The sequence below is a fragment of the Mesobacillus sp. genome (genome assembly GCF_057785455.1).
Genome location: NZ_JBYNSB010000041.1, coordinates 23,537 through 40,197, shown reverse-complemented (window position 1 = coordinate 40,197; position 16,661 = coordinate 23,537). Strand labels below are relative to the sequence as shown.

Here is a 16,661-nt window from a genome sequence, read left to right as displayed (position 1 = left end):
TTAATGGCCGTAAACTTAAGGAAATATGCGCAAAGAGGATAAACTCTGAATCGCATACCTCGCAATAAAATAGAAAAAAAGTGAAATCGCATCGACGATTTCACTTTTTTCTATTTCAGAAGCTATTTGTCCCAGCCTCTTCTTTTTGATGAGCAACATTGGGATTACAGTCCCTAAATCCCGCTATCTTGTCGGAAAAAGGAAAAAACATGCAATCCATAGAATTATTACTTTTAGCAATAATTTTGAAAAAGTTGAGGGACCTATAAATGAAGGAATTGCAGCAATTGACCTCTGTGCTGGGGGCTATTAAACAGGATCAAAGGTTTGTTTTAGGTATAGATGGTTTAAGCAGGGCTGGGAAAACCACTTTCGTGCACAAGCTTAGCAATAAACTGCGGGAAAAAGGCTTGTCACATCAAATTCTTCATATTGATGATTTTATTGTTCAAAGGAACAAGCGGTATGATACTGGGACAGAGGAATGGCTGGAGTATTATTCCCTTCAATGGGATGTGGAATACTTAAAAAACAATCTATTTGATAAGCTCCATAGTTCGGAATCTCTCGTGCTGCCTTTTTATGATTCTAAGAAGGACCAGCAGCTATTAAGAGAAGTTGGCCTTGCAGGGAAAAATATTATCATTATAGAGGGAGTTTTCCTCTTACGGGAAGAATGGATGAACACTTTTGATTATACTGTGTTTCTGGATTGTCCAAGGGAAGTAAGGTACGCGCGCGAAAGTGTTCAAACGCAGCGAAACCTTAATAAATTTGAAGGGAGGTATTGGAAAGCAGAGGATTATTATCTCCGGACCAATAAACCACTTGAAAAGGCTGATCTAATCTTCCAATGCCAAAATGCAGAAGGAGCAGATTGAAATCATGGATGCTCTGCAAAAAATGATAGAAGACAAACTGAACAAGAGATTGACCAAGGATAAGATTAATTCCTGCCTCGTTTACAGTGATGGACAGCTAATATACGAGTACTTCAGAAACAATAAGATGAAGCAAAAAGTACATAAAATAAATTCGGTGACGAAAAGTATATTGTCCATTTTGATTGGGATTGCGATCGACCAGAAGAGAATTGCTCATGTTGATCAGCCGATTTCAGAGTATTTTTGCGCGCTTGATGAGTGCAAAAAAGAAATAACGATTCGGCATTTGCTGACCATGACTCCAGGGTATGATTGGCCAGAGTTTACAACGTGGGGCGGAAGGCCAATGCCGATGATCAATAGCAAAGATTGGGTTAAGTTTGTACTGGAAAGAGAAATGGTGGAGAAACCAGGACAGCAGATGCGTTATGATTCTGGAGCTTCCCATCTTTTAAGTGCCATCCTGCAAAAGGCCACAGGTCGGCCGTTAACAGAGTTTGCGGAAAAGAATTTGTTCAAACCATTGGGAATTAAGGATTTTGTATGGCACACAGATTCGAAGGGCATTGCGATTGGCGGGTTCGGTCTCTCGCTTAATCCGTACGATATGCTGAAAATTGGAATCCTTATGATGAACCAGGGCAATTGGGGAAACAAGCAGGTAGTGTCAAGGGAGTGGGTTCAAGCATCCACAACCGCAGGTTATCAAAGTCCTTACTTTGGCCAGTATGGCTTTCATTGGTGGATTCTTACTGATGAAAACCATACTCCGGTCTTCCCGCATACCTTTTTTGCCATGGGATACGGCGGGCAATATATCATCATTACTCCTGATTGCGGGATGATAACAATTTTTACTAGTGATAATTATGCAGAGACACACAAGCCATTAAACTGTTTCAGGGAAGAGATCCTTCCAGTATTTACTTAGGGGGCAAATGATGAATAAAGGAAGAATTGTTTTATTGAATGGCGTTTCCAGCGCTGGTAAGTCTTCCTTATCAAGGGAACTGGTAAAATGGCTGCCGGATTATTTTCATTTCAGTGTAGATGAATATGATTTTATCATTGAAAAAATGGAAGACCGGGTGCATCAACGATTGATCCCAGTTCCGACTGAGCATTTCTTTCATCGGAACATTGCTATGTTTTCCGATAAAGGCGTCAATCTAATTGTTGATCATATTCTTCATGATACAGACACCCTCCAGGATTGTATTTCTGTGCTTGAAGGTTATCCGGTACTATTCGTTGGGGTGCATTGTCCTGCCGATGAACTGGATAAAAGGGAAGCTGACAGAGGGGACCGAACCATTGGTCAGGCTAGGAGACAGTTGGCATTCGTCCATCAGCAGGGTGAAACATATGATATTGAAGTAGATACAAATGAAATTAGTTATCAGGAAGCAGCGAAGTCGATTGCAATGAAAAGGAAATCCATCGATACACCTAAAGGCTGGGAAGCAACATTTAATAACTACAGGCATGCAACTAAGTAATACATAAAAGCTTTATCAAAATCGTATGAAAGAAACTTTTCACATTAAACAGACGTTACATACAGAGAAAAGAAATACATGATTCAGCCAATGAACGACATTTTTAAAATGAGGGGGGAGAGTTATATGGTTAGCATTATTTCAGAGAAGTTTACGAGTTTTGCTCATTATGAATGCCGAGGTTCTAGTGAACTTTACGAAATTCTGTCATATAGGATTGCAGAGGATGAAGAGATGCTAAGGCTCGCCTCTAATGCAAGATTAGGACAGCCGATTCCAAATCTGCTTTTTGGAGCAGTGCATTTCCTGTTGATGAAAGGATATGAGCATGAGCTAAAACAGTTTTATCATAATCTTAGCTCCAGTACCCGAAAAGCAGAAGAGGCCTTTCCATTCTTTAAAGATTTCTGTATGCAAAATACAGGACCAATCTCTGAGCTGCTGGGCAGTAAAATCGTTCAGACAAATGAAGTCAGACGATGTGCTTATCTATATCCAGCCTTAAATCATGTTTATCAGCTATCCAGCAAACCGCTTGCCTTAATCGAAATTGGAACAAGCGCTGGTTTGCAGCTGTTTATGGACCGATACAGCTATTCATATGGCACAGAGCAGGTTTATGGCAACAAAGATTCTGGCATTCATATTTTTTCTGATCTAAGAGGCGGGGTGTTACCAACTTTGCATGGCAATATTCTTGTTGCTGCTAGAATCGGGATCGACTTGCATATTAATGATGTAACTAAAGAAGAAGATGTTCTTTGGCTTAATGCGCTCATTTGGCCTGAGCATCACGAAAGGCGGGAGCTTTTTGAAAAAACAGCTGGGTTTGTGAAAGATAAAAAGATGCAGCTCATTGAAGGGGATGGGGTTGAGTTGCTAACACAGCTGGCAGAAAATATCCCAAAAGATCAGCAAATATGCGTATTCCACACCCATGTTGCGAACCAGATGCCAGGTGAAACGAAGGAAAAGCTGCTAAAGCTGATCAAGGAAATTGGAGCTCAACGGGACATTTTTCATTTATATAATAATATCCAGGACCGCTTCCTTCATCTTGATTACTATATAAATGGAAAAGAAAGCTTAAACACGATTGCTGAAACAGAGGGACACGGAAGATGGTTCAGGTGGCTACAACCCAACCCGGTATAAGGAAATGAAGTGTGGTCAGGAATAAGTGAATAAGCTGTCATAAAAGGAGGCGGTTTTAAATGGACATCAGTATGATTTTTTGGTTATTAGTGTTTCTTTCGGCGGTGTCGTTTGTTTTTGGATTAAGCAAGAAATCCTGGAAGGCTTTTGTAATCAGCGGCATAACGATTTTGCTTCCCTCCTTATATTTCGCAGGGGCTGAAAATTGGGTAAGAATCATTGCCTTGCTGCCGTTGCTTCCCTTCTTTTTAGCATTTCTTGTATCGAAGGTGAAAGTTACAGAATAATAGAATGTATTAGTTTGATAATGGGAGGAATAGTTTTGGAACTGCGTTTGGCAAATAAGAAGGATAACGCATCGTTAATAAAAATGAGATGGGATTTTACCCTTGAGGATTATCCTGAAATGGGCAAAGACACTTCATACGGTGCATTTGAAGAAGAATGTGCAGTTTTTCTCGAAGAGGCTCATGAAAGTGGTGAATGGTTTATATGGGTAGCAGAAATTGACGGAAAGATCGTGTCGCATATTTATATAGAATTGATTAGGAAAGTGCCACGTCCAGGCAGAATAACGAACCCTTTTGCTTATATGACGAATGTCTATACTTTGCCTGAATACAGGGGAAAAGGGGTAGGGAGCAAGCTGTTATCCAAGGTTAATGAATGGGCAAAAGAAATGAGATATGAGTTCATCATAGTTTGGCCAAGTGAAACAAGCACAGAATTTTATGGCCGGAACGGCTATACCCTTTGCCAGGAGCCAATGGAAAAGCATTTCTAAACTAAAATTTTCAGAATTTTTGAAACCTAATGATCCCACATACGTAAAGAAAGTAAACTTGATCATTAGGGGGATTTGGAATGGCCCAAACTCAATTTAATTCCGAAACTAAAAGGAGAATCATTTTTGTATCAGCAGTCATTATCCTGCTGAGCAGCCTGTTCATGCCATTTGTTATGGTATTCATCATTCAGGACTTTTTATATTTATCCAGTGAGAAATGGTTTTACGATACGCCGGCTTCTGCTTATACATTAGTTATTATCGGCATGGTATGGATATCAATTGTCTTATTGCTCCATCTATTCATCCAGAATAAGTTTGAACTTCGTTATTATAAATGGATCACTATAGTACTCCTGGGTCTCAGTATTCCGTTTTTTATGTATGGAATATCAAATTATTACTATCTGGATAACAAAGGAATCCACATAAATGATGTAAAAACATTCAATAATATTACCTCATATGAGTGGGAAGATTTTAAATCGGCCAAAGAGGTCTATAAGAAAAGCAATAATGTTTCTATTTTGGACCATTATGAATTTGAAACACAGGACGGAAAGGTCATTACTCTCCCTGCGAATCACAAAGTGAGCAGTGCCCGGCATAGTATTCTTGCAAAACTGAAGGGTAGCGGGATCGAAATGACAAGCAATCTCTCTGATTTATACGAGTAACAACATCAAATGGAAGAATTAACTCCAAGGAAGGAACGGAATATGATCATAATGATTAACGGAGCGTTTGGGGCAGGAAAGACAACCGTTGCCAATGAATTGCTCAAGAAAATAGATAATAGTATGCTTTTTGATCCTGAGGCAGTCGGGTACATGCTGCGCCATATAATCCCAGATGATATGAAACTGCCTGAAGAGAGAACCGATAATTTTCAGGACCTTGCTCCCTGGAAAATACTTGTCGTCCAGGTTGCAGAGCAGTTGAAAAAACAATACGGTAAAAACCTTATTGTACCAATGACAATTTTTAATGAGGAATACTTTCAGTATATTAAAAATGGCTTCCTGGCAATCGATCATGAAACCCATCATTTTTGTTTAAGAGCCAGTGAAGCCACTATTCATGAAAGGCTTAGGAAAAGGGGGGAGGAAGAAGGGAATTGGTGCTTCCAGCAGACAAGAAAGTGTGTGGACGCATTTAACAGTGGAAAATTTAGGAAGTACATAGAAACTGATAATATTGATGTAAATAAGGTAGTTAATCTAATTTGGCAGGATTTCAGCAAAGTGAGCATAAGGGATTAGAAACTTGCTGGAGGGAGCAATGATAAAAAGAAAATATGGTGATCGCGCTGGCTGGTCTCGTATAATAAACCGGAGATTCATTCAGGCAAGATTTCATGAAGAACATTTTTCAGGATACGTAACTTTATTAAAAATTGATCAGGTAACGGAACCGCTCTTTGTTGATTATGGAAATCAAAGTCTTTGTATTGTCGATGAAGGCTTTATTTGGCTCCAGCATTTTCCGCAGGACAAACAATTCTCCGTTACGACAATGTTTGATTCTGATGGGAAGATTGTCCAATGGTACATTGATATTTGCAAATGCAATGGCTTGGATAATGGGCGGCCATGGATGGACGACCTTTTCCTGGATATAGTAGTTCTTCCCGAAGGAAAAATTATACTTAAGGACGAACATGAATTGGAAGCAGCTCTATTAAGTGGAGAAATAAATAAAGATTTATATCAAAAAGCCAATTCAGAGGCTGAAACAATCATTAAGTTAATCTGGGAAAAGGAATTTCCTTTACTGAATCTTTCTGCGGTCCATAAAGATAGATTGATTAACAAACTGGAGAGAAACCAATAAACCTGGAGGGCCTTATGTTTGTTAAAGTTTATACATATCATGTTCTGCCTGAGAAAGAACAGGAACTTATGCATGTTCTCACCCAGGCAGAAGAAATTTACTCTAAGTATATTACTAAACAATTCCTTGTTCTAAAAAGCCGTGATAATAGTACAAAGTGGATGGAAATTCATCGTTATCAGGATAAGAAAACCTATGATGAAAGTATTCAACTCATAAACCAGCAACCTGAAATTAAGCAATTATATTCCAGATTCCGTGAATTGGTTGATTCAATGGAAGAATTGACTGAAGAGAATTTCCAGGAAATCACTAGAAGTGGGGAATAAGGTTTTGAAGAAAACAGCAGTTTTATTATATCCGCAATTTAGTGAATATGAATTAACCGTCGCCTTATCGATTTTAATGCAAGGCCAAAAGCCTGTCATCACCGCAAGCGCCGACGCTGTTCCAATAGTAGGCGAGTCGGGGTTGACCTGTCTTCCTGATACAGTGATTGACGAATTGGACATAGATGACATTGACAGCCTGCTGCTGCCGGGCTGCATGGACATCCAGGCGGTGAAGAATCATGATGTTTATGTAGATTTAATCAAACGAGCGGAAGAAAGAGATTATGTGATTGCCAGTATCTCCAGTTCACCGTTACTGTTAGCAAAAGCAGGGATTCTCTCAGGGAGAAAGTATACTGCCGGTCTCTATCGGGATTTTATGCAGGAATCACGGTTATTTGAACTTCAAAATTATTCTGAAGAGGTAGTTGTTCAGGAAGGGAAGATCATAACTGCCCGAGGAAGGGGATTTATTGATTTCGGAATCGCACTCGGAAAAGCTTTGAAACTTAATTTTGATGAAAAGTGGTATAAGACAGAATGATTTAAATAAAAAATGTCCCCAATAATGGGGACATTTTATTAACATATTGAATCAGTAGATTGAGGGTTTTTCAATCCAAAGAGCGGTCTGATATACAATGCCAGATATGTTCCTAGCATTGCCATGACCATCCAAACCCAACCGTGAAGGCTAAATGAAGCGATCCCGCCAAAATAAGCACCAATATTGCATCCAAATGCAAGCCGTGCACCGTAACCCATCATAAGTCCGCCAACAATGGCTGCACCTGCAACACCCGGTTTAATTTTTCCTGGTTTAAATGTGCCTTGTGCGGAAGCGGAAAGAAATGCACCTAACATGATGCCAAAGTTCATGACACTTGTCGAGTCTGCCAATACAGAATTTGTAAGTGCTGCACCGTTAGGTCCTGAAAAAATAACCCCAGGATGAAACATCTATACCCATAGTCATCAATGCTTTGCCGCCCCAAAGAGCAAAAGCAGAAGTAATTCCCCAAGGGTTGCCTCTAACAGTCAGTGTTAAAGCATTTAACAGTGCAAGAACAATGGCAGCTGCAAAGAGTGGCCATGATCCGCGAATGATTTTCTTCCAGCCTGATGTTGTAGGCAAGGGCTTCATCATTGGAGGATTTTTCTTCTTTGCAATTTGAATGGTGATGAAATAAATGGCTGCAAATGCAATTAACTGTATTGCCCACGCTCCAAAGTAGCCCAGTCCTGTAGACTCAGCAAGCGAAATTGGAGGCAGTGATGGAGTGTCCTCCATCCAGAATGTAAAGTGATAGGCTCCAATAACAGAACCGGCAATAAAGGAAAGCAAGGTAAGAATCATCGAGGATGATCCACCGCCTACTGAATAGAGAGTTCCAGAAGCACACCCATTCCCTAATTGCATACCGATTCCAAACAGGAACGCACCAAAAATGACACTAACGCCTACAGGTGAGACATAGCCTTTTGGTGTCACTCCTGTAAAACTAAACCCAGAGCTTAATATCAAAGCGAATAAGGTCGTCGCAATCGCAAGCATAAGCATATGGGCCTGTAATCCCTGGACATTGCCGACAGATACTAATCTTCTGAAAGCTGAAGTAAAGCCAAAACGGGCATAAAGCAGGGTAGCACCAAGCGCCAGACCAATGATAAAAAGTGTTCCTTGAGTCCATGTGGACACAGTAACAATACTGATATATAAGATAACAGCTGCAAGAACGCCAAATGCGACTAACGGTTTTTGCATCGGACTAAGTTCAGCCACGACTGTAGTTGACTTGTTATCCCAATTGGAGTTTGCAGACAAGCTTGTTTGTGCCAAATCAATCTACCTCTTTTCCTATAAAGTTAGTTGGAATTAACTTTATTATATTATCTTATATAAAATTTTTTGTAAACATGAATGATTAATTGGAAAAAGATAGAAAATTCAACAGAAAAATAGTTTTTTATAATTTTTCAAGGAGATGATGATGAATGTGCGGGATTAGCATCAAAGCATAGATCAAGAGACTTCGAGCTGCCAGGACGGCGTGATGAGCTGCTTGACAGGGTTCTTAAAGATCTGACAGGCGATCAGGATATATTAGCTATTTATCTGGGTGGGTCTTTGGCCAAAGGAAATGAAGATTTATATTCAGATATAGATTTACATATCATTGTAAAATCCGATAGTCTAAGTGAGTTTATCAGAAACAAGCGTAAGCGTCCTTCCAGATGGGGGAAAGTATTGTTTTTTGAGGATTTTTCACCATTTTCCCCTTTGGTAGTGACTCATTTCAGTAGTTTTATAAAGGTAGATAGCTGGTATAAAACGATTGACCAAGTCCAACCGTCAATATGGCTTAAGGGGTTAAGAAATATACATGATCCACAAGGAGTTTTGACAACCATTTTTCAGGAATCATCGCGATGTCAATTTGAGCTTACAGAAAAGGATATTGATTTTTGGAAAGGGAAGCTTTTGGCTTTTATTCACGAAACGTACCGATCTGCTATGAGGAAAGATTATTATTATGCCTTATCCAACTTGGATCGCATTCGCTGGCTGGTTGCATATGGCTGGTATATGGAAGCTGGAAGGCATTTGGACACTTCTTATGGCGTCTGGTCAAAAATTGAAGGAGCAAGAAGCCATTTGAGTGAATCGCAGCTGAGTATGCTTAATGAATGGCATTGCAGAAGAGATACAGAGGACATTTTGAATAAGATGGCTGAAATAGCCATGGAAGCAATAAGGATAAATAAAAGTCTATGTGAAAAAGCGGGTATCGAAGATCATGAAGCAGAGTTAAAAAGGATTATAGAAATGGTGATTTAACAAATTAAATTCTAAAAGGGAAAAGATAAGACAGTTTTAATCTCACCCTCATACTGTTTCAACAGCTAATGCATAAACAATTGGGTTACTGGGAGTATTTTCAAGCTAATAAAAGCCAGCTATAAGTTGGCTTTTTTGAGAACGATTTTTAGGTAACAAAAGAAGGTGGCTATCGTCAAATCCTTTATCAGTGTTGACCTGCCTTTAGAACCGGAATTAAGGATATATGTAAAGGGGATATGACGATATTGAGAAATTTCTTTCTTAGCTTTCTGCTGCTTGGAATCATTTTTTTAATGGGCTGTTCTGATGGAAAAGAAAGTGTTTCTGATGGATTTAAATTTGCTGATAAGGAATTTCCGCCATCTCCTGCTGGATATATTGAGTTTGGAAAGACAACATATGCGTTGGAGCAGGGGGGATATGAGTGGAGGAATAAAGGTACGAGTGTAAAGACGGACCATGCAGGCCCTGTCCAAATAGCTGAGAACTATACTCCTATTCCATTACAGTCCGGAGCCTTTTTGACAATCGTTGTGGAACAAAATCCACTATTAACGTCTTACATTTGGAAAGACGGCAGCAGCAAGGAGATCGGAAAAGGGAAAACGTTAAAAATGCCGAAAGAACCTGGCCGTTATATATATGAAGTGTTAGCTGAATGGGAGAATGGAAAGGTATCCTATACCTTTGTTGTTGAAATCGAGTGAAGCGAAGCTAATGCTGTGGCTCAGATTCCCTGATTATGGCTAAAACAATGATTAAAAGCGTGAACATAATCCTGATTAGTTCGTTATTTGTAACTGTTCTTACTAAGCCAACAATAACAATACCGCGAACAGGGTTATCCTCAAGCAAAAGGATAACGATAATATCCAGGAATGCAGGAACCATACCTACGGCCAACTCCAGCTCTTTATCCATAAACAGGACTCCTTTCAAAACAACTAGCGTATAGTATGCAAAACAATGAATATAGGTGTTTGGGTGCAGGCAGTAACTTAAAAACAGAAATGGGCGAAAACATATGGAATCAATAATTGAATTAACCTCTAAAGATCAGTGGCTTGAAGCCTATCCGGTCATGAAACAGCTTAGAACAGATTTAACGGAAGAATTATATATGGAAATGCTCAATGAAATGGCTGAGGAAGGCTATACATTATTTGCTTTATATAATGAGGGAAGAATAGTCTCACTTGCAGGGATAAACTTGAGAGTAAACTTCTACAATAAAAAACATGTTTTCATCAATGATCTTGTTACCGACGAAAATGCCCGATTTTGCGGGTATGGGGAAAGGCTGCTGTACCATATCCATGACTGGGCCCGTGAAAAAGGAGCTGAATTTGTCGCCCTGGAATCTGGTCTTCAAAGAACTTCCGCTCATCGTTTTTACGAAGAGAAAATGATGTACGATAAGTGGTGCTATTCATTCAGAAAAGACTTGCACCTAAAGGAGGAAGAAATTTGATAGAAATCCAGTATGAGAGTTATCAAAATTCTTTAATTAAAATCGATAATGGCAGGACGAAAGAGAAATGGTCTGTAATTTCAGAACGGTTTTATTCTCTTTCGTGCCTATCTTTTTATGTAACGGAATTGAAAGCAGGGGGATATTGAATTTTCCCATGCAGTCCAGCTAGTGAACCTTCAGTTAATTCCAAGGCCATAAAGACTTCTTCTGGTACAGGAAAGGGAGGAGAAATATCAAATTTTTTAGAAGGATCGAATCCGAATTTCGGATAGAATTTTGGATGGCCGAGAACGAAAATATGTTTATAGCCCAGGGCTTTGCAGCTTTCCAAAGCTTGTTTTACCAGCTCTGAACCTATGCCTTGTTGTTGATAACCTGGTTTGACAGCCATAGGTGCCAGGCCTAATGTAGGGAAGGAACCTTGCGCCGTTAATAAATCTATTGTGCTGATTAAAATATGTCCGATTATTTTTCCATCTTTATCTGCAACTAAGGATAGTTCAGGAATGAAATTGTCAGACTGCCTAATTAGCTCTACTAATTTCGATTCGTTCTCTTGATTATTGAAGGCTTGAAAATTCACTTCACAAATTTGCGAAACATCTCCCATTCGTTCAGGACGTATGGTGTAGTCCATAAAATAACCTCCAGTATTTTTTTTGATTTCTAAAATTCCTCAGTGGTAATTTTGGGGTCTCTGAATCCATCCAGGTAAATTGTTGATACCAGCATTTTTTATTGTCGCAGGATATAGAAATCACATTTTTTAATAACTGGACCAAGAAGGATTTCTGGCAAGTCCCAAATATTGCGCTCCGGAGGGATGACCTAGTTTCTCATTATCCAAGTATTGATAGAGATTGAAGGAATGGATAAGAAACATAGAATTCAAGAAAAAAATACACTAACTTTTTTTCACATTTCCCCTAGTGTAACTGTCTATGTTTATTTTAACAGTAAATTCCAATAAGGGAATCTAAAATTTTTAATAAGATAAGTGTGCATCTGTATCACTTTAACTTGGATTTTCTGTTATGATAAAAGCTGGCTTTTTGTGAAAGAATTAGAGCATTTTTGAGGAGAGAAAGCATTGACAAATACACTTCCGTTTACCATCACTAAGGACGATACATTTTTTGACTTATTAGGTGATTATATAGGTGATGTTTTTTATGAAATCCTGCCTGAAAAAGGCTATGAGCTTCGAGATGAACAAATTTATATGGCCTTCCAGGTGGAACAGGCATTTAAAAATAAGGGGACTATTTTTGCAGAAGCAGGGGTAGGAACCGGGAAAACCTTTGTTTATTTGATTTATGCGATTCTCTACGCCCGATATATGAGAAAGCCGGCAATTATCTCATGTTCTGATGAGACGCTCATTGAACAGCTGGTAAAAGAAGGAGGGGACATAGAAAAGCTGGAGAAGGCTCTTGGCCTAAAGGTGGATGTGCGACTGGCAAAAGCGCGCGAAAATTATGTTTGCGTCAAAAAGCTGGACAACCTTTCAAATACAACCACAGAAAAGGAAATCCTGGATGTTCACGACCAGCTCCCTGATTTTATTTTCGATGAAGGAATATCCATGAATGCGTTTAGCCGATATGGTGACCGGAAGGAATATCCATGGGTGTCGAATGAAAAATGGACTATGATGGCATGGGATCCGCTCCAGCAGTGCTCTACCTGTGAATGGCGCCACCGGTGCGGACAGACATTGAACCGTGATCACTACCGCCATGCGGGTGATTTGATTATCTGTTCCCATGACTTTTATATGGAACATGTGTGGACAAAGGAATCCCGTAAGAGGGAAGGACAGATGCCGCTTCTCCCGGAAGCGAGCACAGTTATATTCGATGAGGGCCACTTGCTGGAGTTTGCTGCGCAAAAGGGCCTGACATATAGATTTAACTCTCAAACCCTTACAAATGTTCTGACTGGATATATGCATCAGGATGTACGGGAAGAGTCACTGTATTTAATCGAGGATATTTTGGAGCTCCATGATTCCTGGTTTGACTTGCTAGTTGAGCATTCTGCTGCGGTGGAGGGCTCGAATCGAAAAGAAGTCCCATTCTTGCCAACAATCAGGAAGACTGCTGAACTGCTGGAAAAGAAGGTCAGTGAACTGATGGATCAGCTCGTCTTCGATGCCGAGCTGTTTGTGATAGACGATTATCATTTAAAAATAATGGAAGAATACCTGGAGTTTTTTTCATATGGACTTGGGATCTTTCTGAAAAATGATGAAGGCATATTCTGGCTGGAGGAGAATGAGGTCCAGACCTCATTAGTCATCATGCCTCGCCTGGTTGAGGATATCCTGAAGAAGGAAGTATTCTCTCAAAACATACCATTTATATTTTCATCTGCGACTTTATCACAGGCAGGTGACTTTGGTTATATTGCAAAGAGCCTCGGTATTGAAAAGTTCAATTCCTTTACCGTCGATTCCCCATTCGATTATGAAGAACAAATGCAGATGGCTGCACATATTCAATCATCAGAATATGAGAAATGGGAGCAAATTGGGAAGGATTTAATGACCAAAGGCGGCAGCTCACTCGTGCTGTTTTCTTCTCAACAGGAAATGGAGCGGTTCAAGGGGTGGGCTGAAACAAAGCAATGGCCATTTGCGGTTTTATTTGAAGGTGACAGGGAAATAAGCGAGACAGTAAAAGAATTCCAGACAGTACACTCAGCCGTTTTATGTTCCTTTAGTTTATGGGAAGGTTTAGATGTACCCGGGGAATCACTTACTCAGGTTATAGTGTCTTCCTTGCCATTCCCTCCGCATGATCCGGTATTTATGGCAAAAAGAAAGCATGCTGAAAACCCTGAAACAGACGTCGATCTTCCTTATATGTTATTAAGATTAAGGCAGGGAATCGGCCGGTTAATCAGGACAAGCCAGGACTATGGTACCGTCCATATTTGGCTTACAGACAGCCAAAAGGCGAAGTACTTTAATCAGATTGAAAACATACTCCCAGTTAAAAAAATAGATTGGGAATAAAGAAAACATCCCGAACGGCACTGGCCGTTCGGGATGTTTTGTCAAAGACGGAGATTAAGGATGGCTTAGAAGCCGCATCCGCATCTTCTGTGGCGGCGGCGGTCGCGATCACGATCACGATCATCATCCCTGTTATCATCTTGAGCTCCTGCCAAATCTTCGATAATACAGCGGCGTACTGCGCGGCAAAGGTCATCGAAGTCAATTGTCGCTCTCACCTGGTTTCTGTCGCGATTAGGATAAAAAATATCTGCGACATCATTGTTGTTACGGTTGTAGCCCATTCTGTTCAACTCCTTCCCTGGTGGCTTTTCATATTACACTTTATCTTATGAAGCAGAGGACAAGGAGTTAAGGCTAAAACCTATTTTTTGATAAAATGTGCTATTCTCATAGTCCCAGTTTAATAGAATGAAAAAAAGCAAGCGGCAGCCCGCTTGCTTTTTTAATGCATATGTCTGTAAACACCGATTACTTTGCCGAGTATAGATACATTGCGAAGGATGATCGGATCCATGGAGGAGTTTTCCGGCTGAAGCCTGAAATAGTCCTTCTCTTTGAAGAAGCGTTTCACAGTTGCTTCATCTTCTTCTGTCATGGCAACTACAATATCACCATTATTCGCAGTCTTCTGCTGTTTTACAATGACATAATCCCCATCAAGGATACCCGCTTCAATCATGCTGTCCCCCATGATTTCAAGCATGAATACCTGCTCATCATGCGGAACCAGGCGGTCCGGAAGAGGGAAGTACTCCTCTACATTTTCAATTGCGGTTATCGGCATACCGGCAGTTACCTTACCAACGACAGGGACGTTAACAACTTTATATTTTGGGATCCGGCTGTCCTCTTCAATCTCAAGGATTTCAATTGCACGCGGCTTGGTCGGATCCCGGCGGATCAATCCCTTGCTTTCAAGCCTGGCTAAATGTCCATGAACAGTGGAACTGGAGGCAAGTCCAACAGCTTCGCCGATTTCACGAACGGATGGCGGATAACCCTTTTTCTTGACCTCACCTTTGATGAACTCAAATATGTCTTGCTGCCGTTTTGATAACTTTGTCATATTCACGCACCTCATATCATTTCTTGTCCTTATTATACCATGCATAAATTACAGATACAAACATAAGTTCGAATTTTTAGTTGACACAAAACAAATGTTCGCTTTATAATAAAAGACAGATAATCGAACAAACATTCGTAAGAGGTGCTGGATATGAAAAAACTATGGGCAAACAATTCATATGCTATTATTTTAATTGCAGCAGGACTGATTTTTTCACTCACTGTGAAAGTCCATTCAATGATTTCCGATGATCAATACATAACTGTTACTATAGAAGAAGGGCAATCACTATGGGAAATTGCCCAAACCTTTAAAGACGAACATAATCTCTCAGAAAGGCAATTCGTAAGCTGGGTTGAAAAGGAAAACGGAATAAATGGGGAAGTCATTCATCCGGGTGACGAAATCATGATCCCAGTTGCCGCTGAGCAAGGGGAACCAACACAGATTGCCGGCGCGGAAAGATAATTAGCAATTTGAAAATAGGTGAAAAAATGAAAGCAATAATCTACTGCCGTGTGAGTACCACCAAGGAAACACAGGAATCCTCGCTCGCAAGGCAGGAGGAGGAGCTGCTTAAACTGGCAGGCAGTTATGGATTCGAGGTTGTTAGGGTCATTAAAGAGCAGGCGAGCGGATATGATCTCGAGAGGGAAGGAATACTGGAGCTGCTAGAGCTGATCAAGGATAAAAGTATTCGTGCGCTGCTCATCCAGGATGAAACACGGCTTGGCAGGGGAAACGCGAAAGTGGCATTACTGCACTGTATTTTGAAAGAAGAGATAAAACTTTATAGTATTTCTCATCATGGTGAACTCCAGCTTTCAGAATCAGACTCGATGGTTTTGCAAATTGTCAGTATGGTTGAAGAGTACCAGAGGAAAATCCACAATATAAAAATCAAGCGTGGAATGAAACGGGCCATTGAGCATGGATACAGGCCGCAGAGAAATTTAAAAAAACAGGGCGAAAATTCCGGCCGGGAAAGAAAGGATATGCCCATCGAAGAAATTGTGAAACTACGAAATAATGGGCTGACTTTTGCTGAGATCGCCGCGACTCTGAGGGGTTTCGGCTTTAACGTTTCCAAGGCCACTGTTAATAGAAGATATCTGGAATATATCGAGTCACAGGAAGAGGAAGCACAATTGCACAATAAATAATTTGAGGTCAGTCTTCTTGTCAAAAACGGAGGATTCTAGTAACATGTCTGTTGACGTTACTTTTAAACAAAGGAGCTTTGCAATGCTATCAAGTGATAAAATTGCCAGAATCAATGAACTGGCACGAAAGGCTAAAGCCTCTAAGTTAAGTGAAGAAGAAGCCAAGGAACAAACGAAGCTTCGCGCTGAATATCTGCAGTCTTTCCGTTCTTCCATGCTTAACACCTTAAAAGGGGTAACGATTGTAGACCCTGCGGGTAATGATGTTACACCTGGCAAACTTAAAGATCTGCAAAATAAATCTAAGCTTCATTAATTTTCCAAATGTCCATTTACGGAATACATTTACTGTATTCCTTTTTTGTTTTGGCTGTTTTCGCAATGATTATTGCCTTCCACCGATGTTGAAATAAGATCCTAATGATTGTAGTGGAAGACGCGCAGACTCCTTCGGGATACAGCGGACAGGTGAGACACCGCAGGAGCGCAGCGACGAGGAGGCTAACCGCACACCCCAAGAAATATTTGCCCTTGAAAAAGCCGGTAGTTGGGCTTTTTCATAATTTTCCAGAGGAAAGCGAAGCGCCTGGAACGGAAATCA

Annotated in this window: 22 protein-coding genes and 1 pseudogene; 18 read left to right on the top strand and 5 right to left on the bottom strand. The window is 40.3% G+C overall.

Translation table 11 applies throughout. From position 1 onward, the window contains the following. The first annotated feature begins 269 nt into the window (after positions 1-269). The 11 genes from AC3EBE_RS16510 to AC3EBE_RS16460 all read left to right on the top strand — a co-directional run bounded on the left by AC3EBE_RS16510 (position 270) and on the right by AC3EBE_RS16460 (position 7,034). The gene (locus tag AC3EBE_RS16510) at positions 270-881 is read left to right on the top strand and encodes a kinase (protein WP_488596136.1); all 612 of its coding nucleotides are present in this window, start codon (positions 270-272) and stop codon (positions 879-881) included. Between the two features lie 4 nt (positions 882-885). After that, on the top strand, positions 886-1,815 hold the full coding sequence (locus AC3EBE_RS16505) for a serine hydrolase domain-containing protein (protein WP_488596135.1): 930 nt from the start codon (positions 886-888) through the stop codon (positions 1,813-1,815). A 7-nt stretch (positions 1,816-1,822) separates the two neighbouring features. After that, positions 1,823-2,383: a chloramphenicol phosphotransferase CPT family protein gene (locus tag AC3EBE_RS16500; RefSeq protein ID WP_488596134.1), complete on the top strand. Its 561-nt coding sequence runs from the start codon at positions 1,823-1,825 to the stop codon at positions 2,381-2,383. 126 nt (positions 2,384-2,509) lie between these two features. Continuing rightward, positions 2,510-3,538, top strand: a complete 1,029-nt coding sequence (locus AC3EBE_RS16495) for a DUF2332 domain-containing protein (protein ID WP_488596133.1) — start codon at positions 2,510-2,512, stop codon at positions 3,536-3,538. Between the two features lie 59 nt (positions 3,539-3,597). After that, positions 3,598-3,825 (top strand): hypothetical protein, encoded by a 228-nt coding sequence (locus AC3EBE_RS16490; RefSeq protein ID WP_488596132.1) that lies wholly within the window; start codon positions 3,598-3,600, stop codon positions 3,823-3,825. A 35-nt stretch (positions 3,826-3,860) separates the two neighbouring features. Continuing rightward, entirely contained in the window at positions 3,861-4,322 is a 462-nt protein-coding gene (locus AC3EBE_RS16485; protein ID WP_488596131.1) for a GNAT family N-acetyltransferase, read from the top strand. Between the two features lie 80 nt (positions 4,323-4,402). After that, positions 4,403-5,002: a hypothetical protein gene (locus AC3EBE_RS16480; RefSeq protein ID WP_488596130.1), complete on the top strand. Its 600-nt coding sequence runs from the start codon at positions 4,403-4,405 to the stop codon at positions 5,000-5,002. Between the two features lie 9 nt (positions 5,003-5,011). Further along, entirely contained in the window at positions 5,012-5,587 is a 576-nt protein-coding gene (locus tag AC3EBE_RS16475) for an AAA family ATPase (RefSeq protein WP_488596129.1), read from the top strand. A gap of 19 nt (positions 5,588-5,606) precedes the next feature. Further along, positions 5,607-6,158, top strand: coding sequence for a ribonuclease FAU-1 family protein (locus AC3EBE_RS16470; RefSeq protein WP_488596128.1), 552 nt, complete (start codon positions 5,607-5,609; stop codon positions 6,156-6,158). A 14-nt stretch (positions 6,159-6,172) separates the two neighbouring features. Beyond that, a complete protein-coding gene (locus tag AC3EBE_RS16465) occupies positions 6,173-6,487 on the top strand; it encodes a hypothetical protein (RefSeq protein ID WP_488596127.1) in 315 nt (104 codons plus the stop codon). A gap of 4 nt (positions 6,488-6,491) precedes the next feature. Beyond that, positions 6,492-7,034 (top strand): DJ-1/PfpI family protein, encoded by a 543-nt coding sequence (locus AC3EBE_RS16460; RefSeq protein ID WP_488596126.1) that lies wholly within the window; start codon positions 6,492-6,494, stop codon positions 7,032-7,034. A gap of 38 nt (positions 7,035-7,072) precedes the next feature. Here AC3EBE_RS16460 and AC3EBE_RS16455 read toward each other — a convergent pair. Next, positions 7,073-8,255: pseudogene (locus tag AC3EBE_RS16455) on the bottom strand (YeeE/YedE family protein). Between the two features lie 204 nt (positions 8,256-8,459). On the opposite strand from AC3EBE_RS16455, the gene AC3EBE_RS16450 reads away from it, so the two are divergent. Both AC3EBE_RS16450 and AC3EBE_RS16445 read left to right on the top strand, forming a co-directional pair. Continuing rightward, positions 8,460-9,329, top strand: a complete 870-nt coding sequence (locus AC3EBE_RS16450; protein WP_488596137.1) for a nucleotidyltransferase domain-containing protein — start codon at positions 8,460-8,462, stop codon at positions 9,327-9,329. 248 nt (positions 9,330-9,577) lie between these two features. Continuing rightward, entirely contained in the window at positions 9,578-10,039 is a 462-nt protein-coding gene (locus AC3EBE_RS16445; RefSeq protein WP_488596125.1) for a hypothetical protein, read from the top strand. A gap of 7 nt (positions 10,040-10,046) precedes the next feature. On the opposite strand, the gene AC3EBE_RS16440 is transcribed toward AC3EBE_RS16445, so the two are convergent. Further along, on the bottom strand, positions 10,047-10,253 hold the full coding sequence (locus tag AC3EBE_RS16440; protein WP_488596124.1) for a hypothetical protein: 207 nt from the start codon (positions 10,251-10,253) through the stop codon (positions 10,047-10,049). A 103-nt stretch (positions 10,254-10,356) separates the two neighbouring features. On the opposite strand from AC3EBE_RS16440, the gene AC3EBE_RS16435 reads away from it, so the two are divergent. After that, the gene (locus AC3EBE_RS16435) at positions 10,357-10,803 is read left to right on the top strand and encodes a GNAT family N-acetyltransferase (RefSeq protein ID WP_488596123.1); all 447 of its coding nucleotides are present in this window, start codon (positions 10,357-10,359) and stop codon (positions 10,801-10,803) included. Between the two features lie 115 nt (positions 10,804-10,918). On the opposite strand, the gene AC3EBE_RS16430 is transcribed toward AC3EBE_RS16435, so the two are convergent. Continuing rightward, positions 10,919-11,443 (bottom strand): GNAT family N-acetyltransferase, encoded by a 525-nt coding sequence (locus AC3EBE_RS16430; RefSeq protein ID WP_488596122.1) that lies wholly within the window; start codon positions 11,441-11,443, stop codon positions 10,919-10,921. Positions 11,444-11,896: 453 nt separating this feature from the next. Between AC3EBE_RS16430 and AC3EBE_RS16425 the strand changes: the two genes are divergently transcribed. Continuing rightward, a complete protein-coding gene (locus AC3EBE_RS16425) occupies positions 11,897-13,825 on the top strand; it encodes an ATP-dependent DNA helicase (protein ID WP_488596121.1) in 1,929 nt (642 codons plus the stop codon). Positions 13,826-13,890: 65 nt separating this feature from the next. Here AC3EBE_RS16425 and AC3EBE_RS16420 read toward each other — a convergent pair whose 3' ends face one another. Then, complete coding sequence (locus AC3EBE_RS16420) at positions 13,891-14,109, bottom strand: hypothetical protein (protein ID WP_488596120.1); 219 nt, start codon at positions 14,107-14,109, stop codon at positions 13,891-13,893. A 161-nt stretch (positions 14,110-14,270) separates the two neighbouring features. Then, positions 14,271-14,894: a transcriptional repressor LexA gene (gene lexA / locus AC3EBE_RS16415; protein WP_423994651.1), complete on the bottom strand. Its 624-nt coding sequence runs from the start codon at positions 14,892-14,894 to the stop codon at positions 14,271-14,273. A gap of 153 nt (positions 14,895-15,047) precedes the next feature. Here lexA and yneA point away from each other — a divergent pair, with 153 nt between their 5' ends. From yneA to AC3EBE_RS16400, 3 genes are all read left to right on the top strand, one after another. Further along, on the top strand, positions 15,048-15,365 hold the full coding sequence (gene yneA / locus AC3EBE_RS16410) for a cell division suppressor protein YneA (RefSeq protein WP_488596119.1): 318 nt from the start codon (positions 15,048-15,050) through the stop codon (positions 15,363-15,365). 26 nt (positions 15,366-15,391) lie between these two features. Continuing rightward, positions 15,392-16,060: a YneB family resolvase-like protein gene (locus tag AC3EBE_RS16405; RefSeq protein WP_488596118.1), complete on the top strand. Its 669-nt coding sequence runs from the start codon at positions 15,392-15,394 to the stop codon at positions 16,058-16,060. A gap of 82 nt (positions 16,061-16,142) precedes the next feature. Further along, positions 16,143-16,376: a DUF896 domain-containing protein gene (locus AC3EBE_RS16400; RefSeq protein ID WP_488596117.1), complete on the top strand. Its 234-nt coding sequence runs from the start codon at positions 16,143-16,145 to the stop codon at positions 16,374-16,376. Positions 16,377-16,661 lie beyond the last annotated feature (285 nt).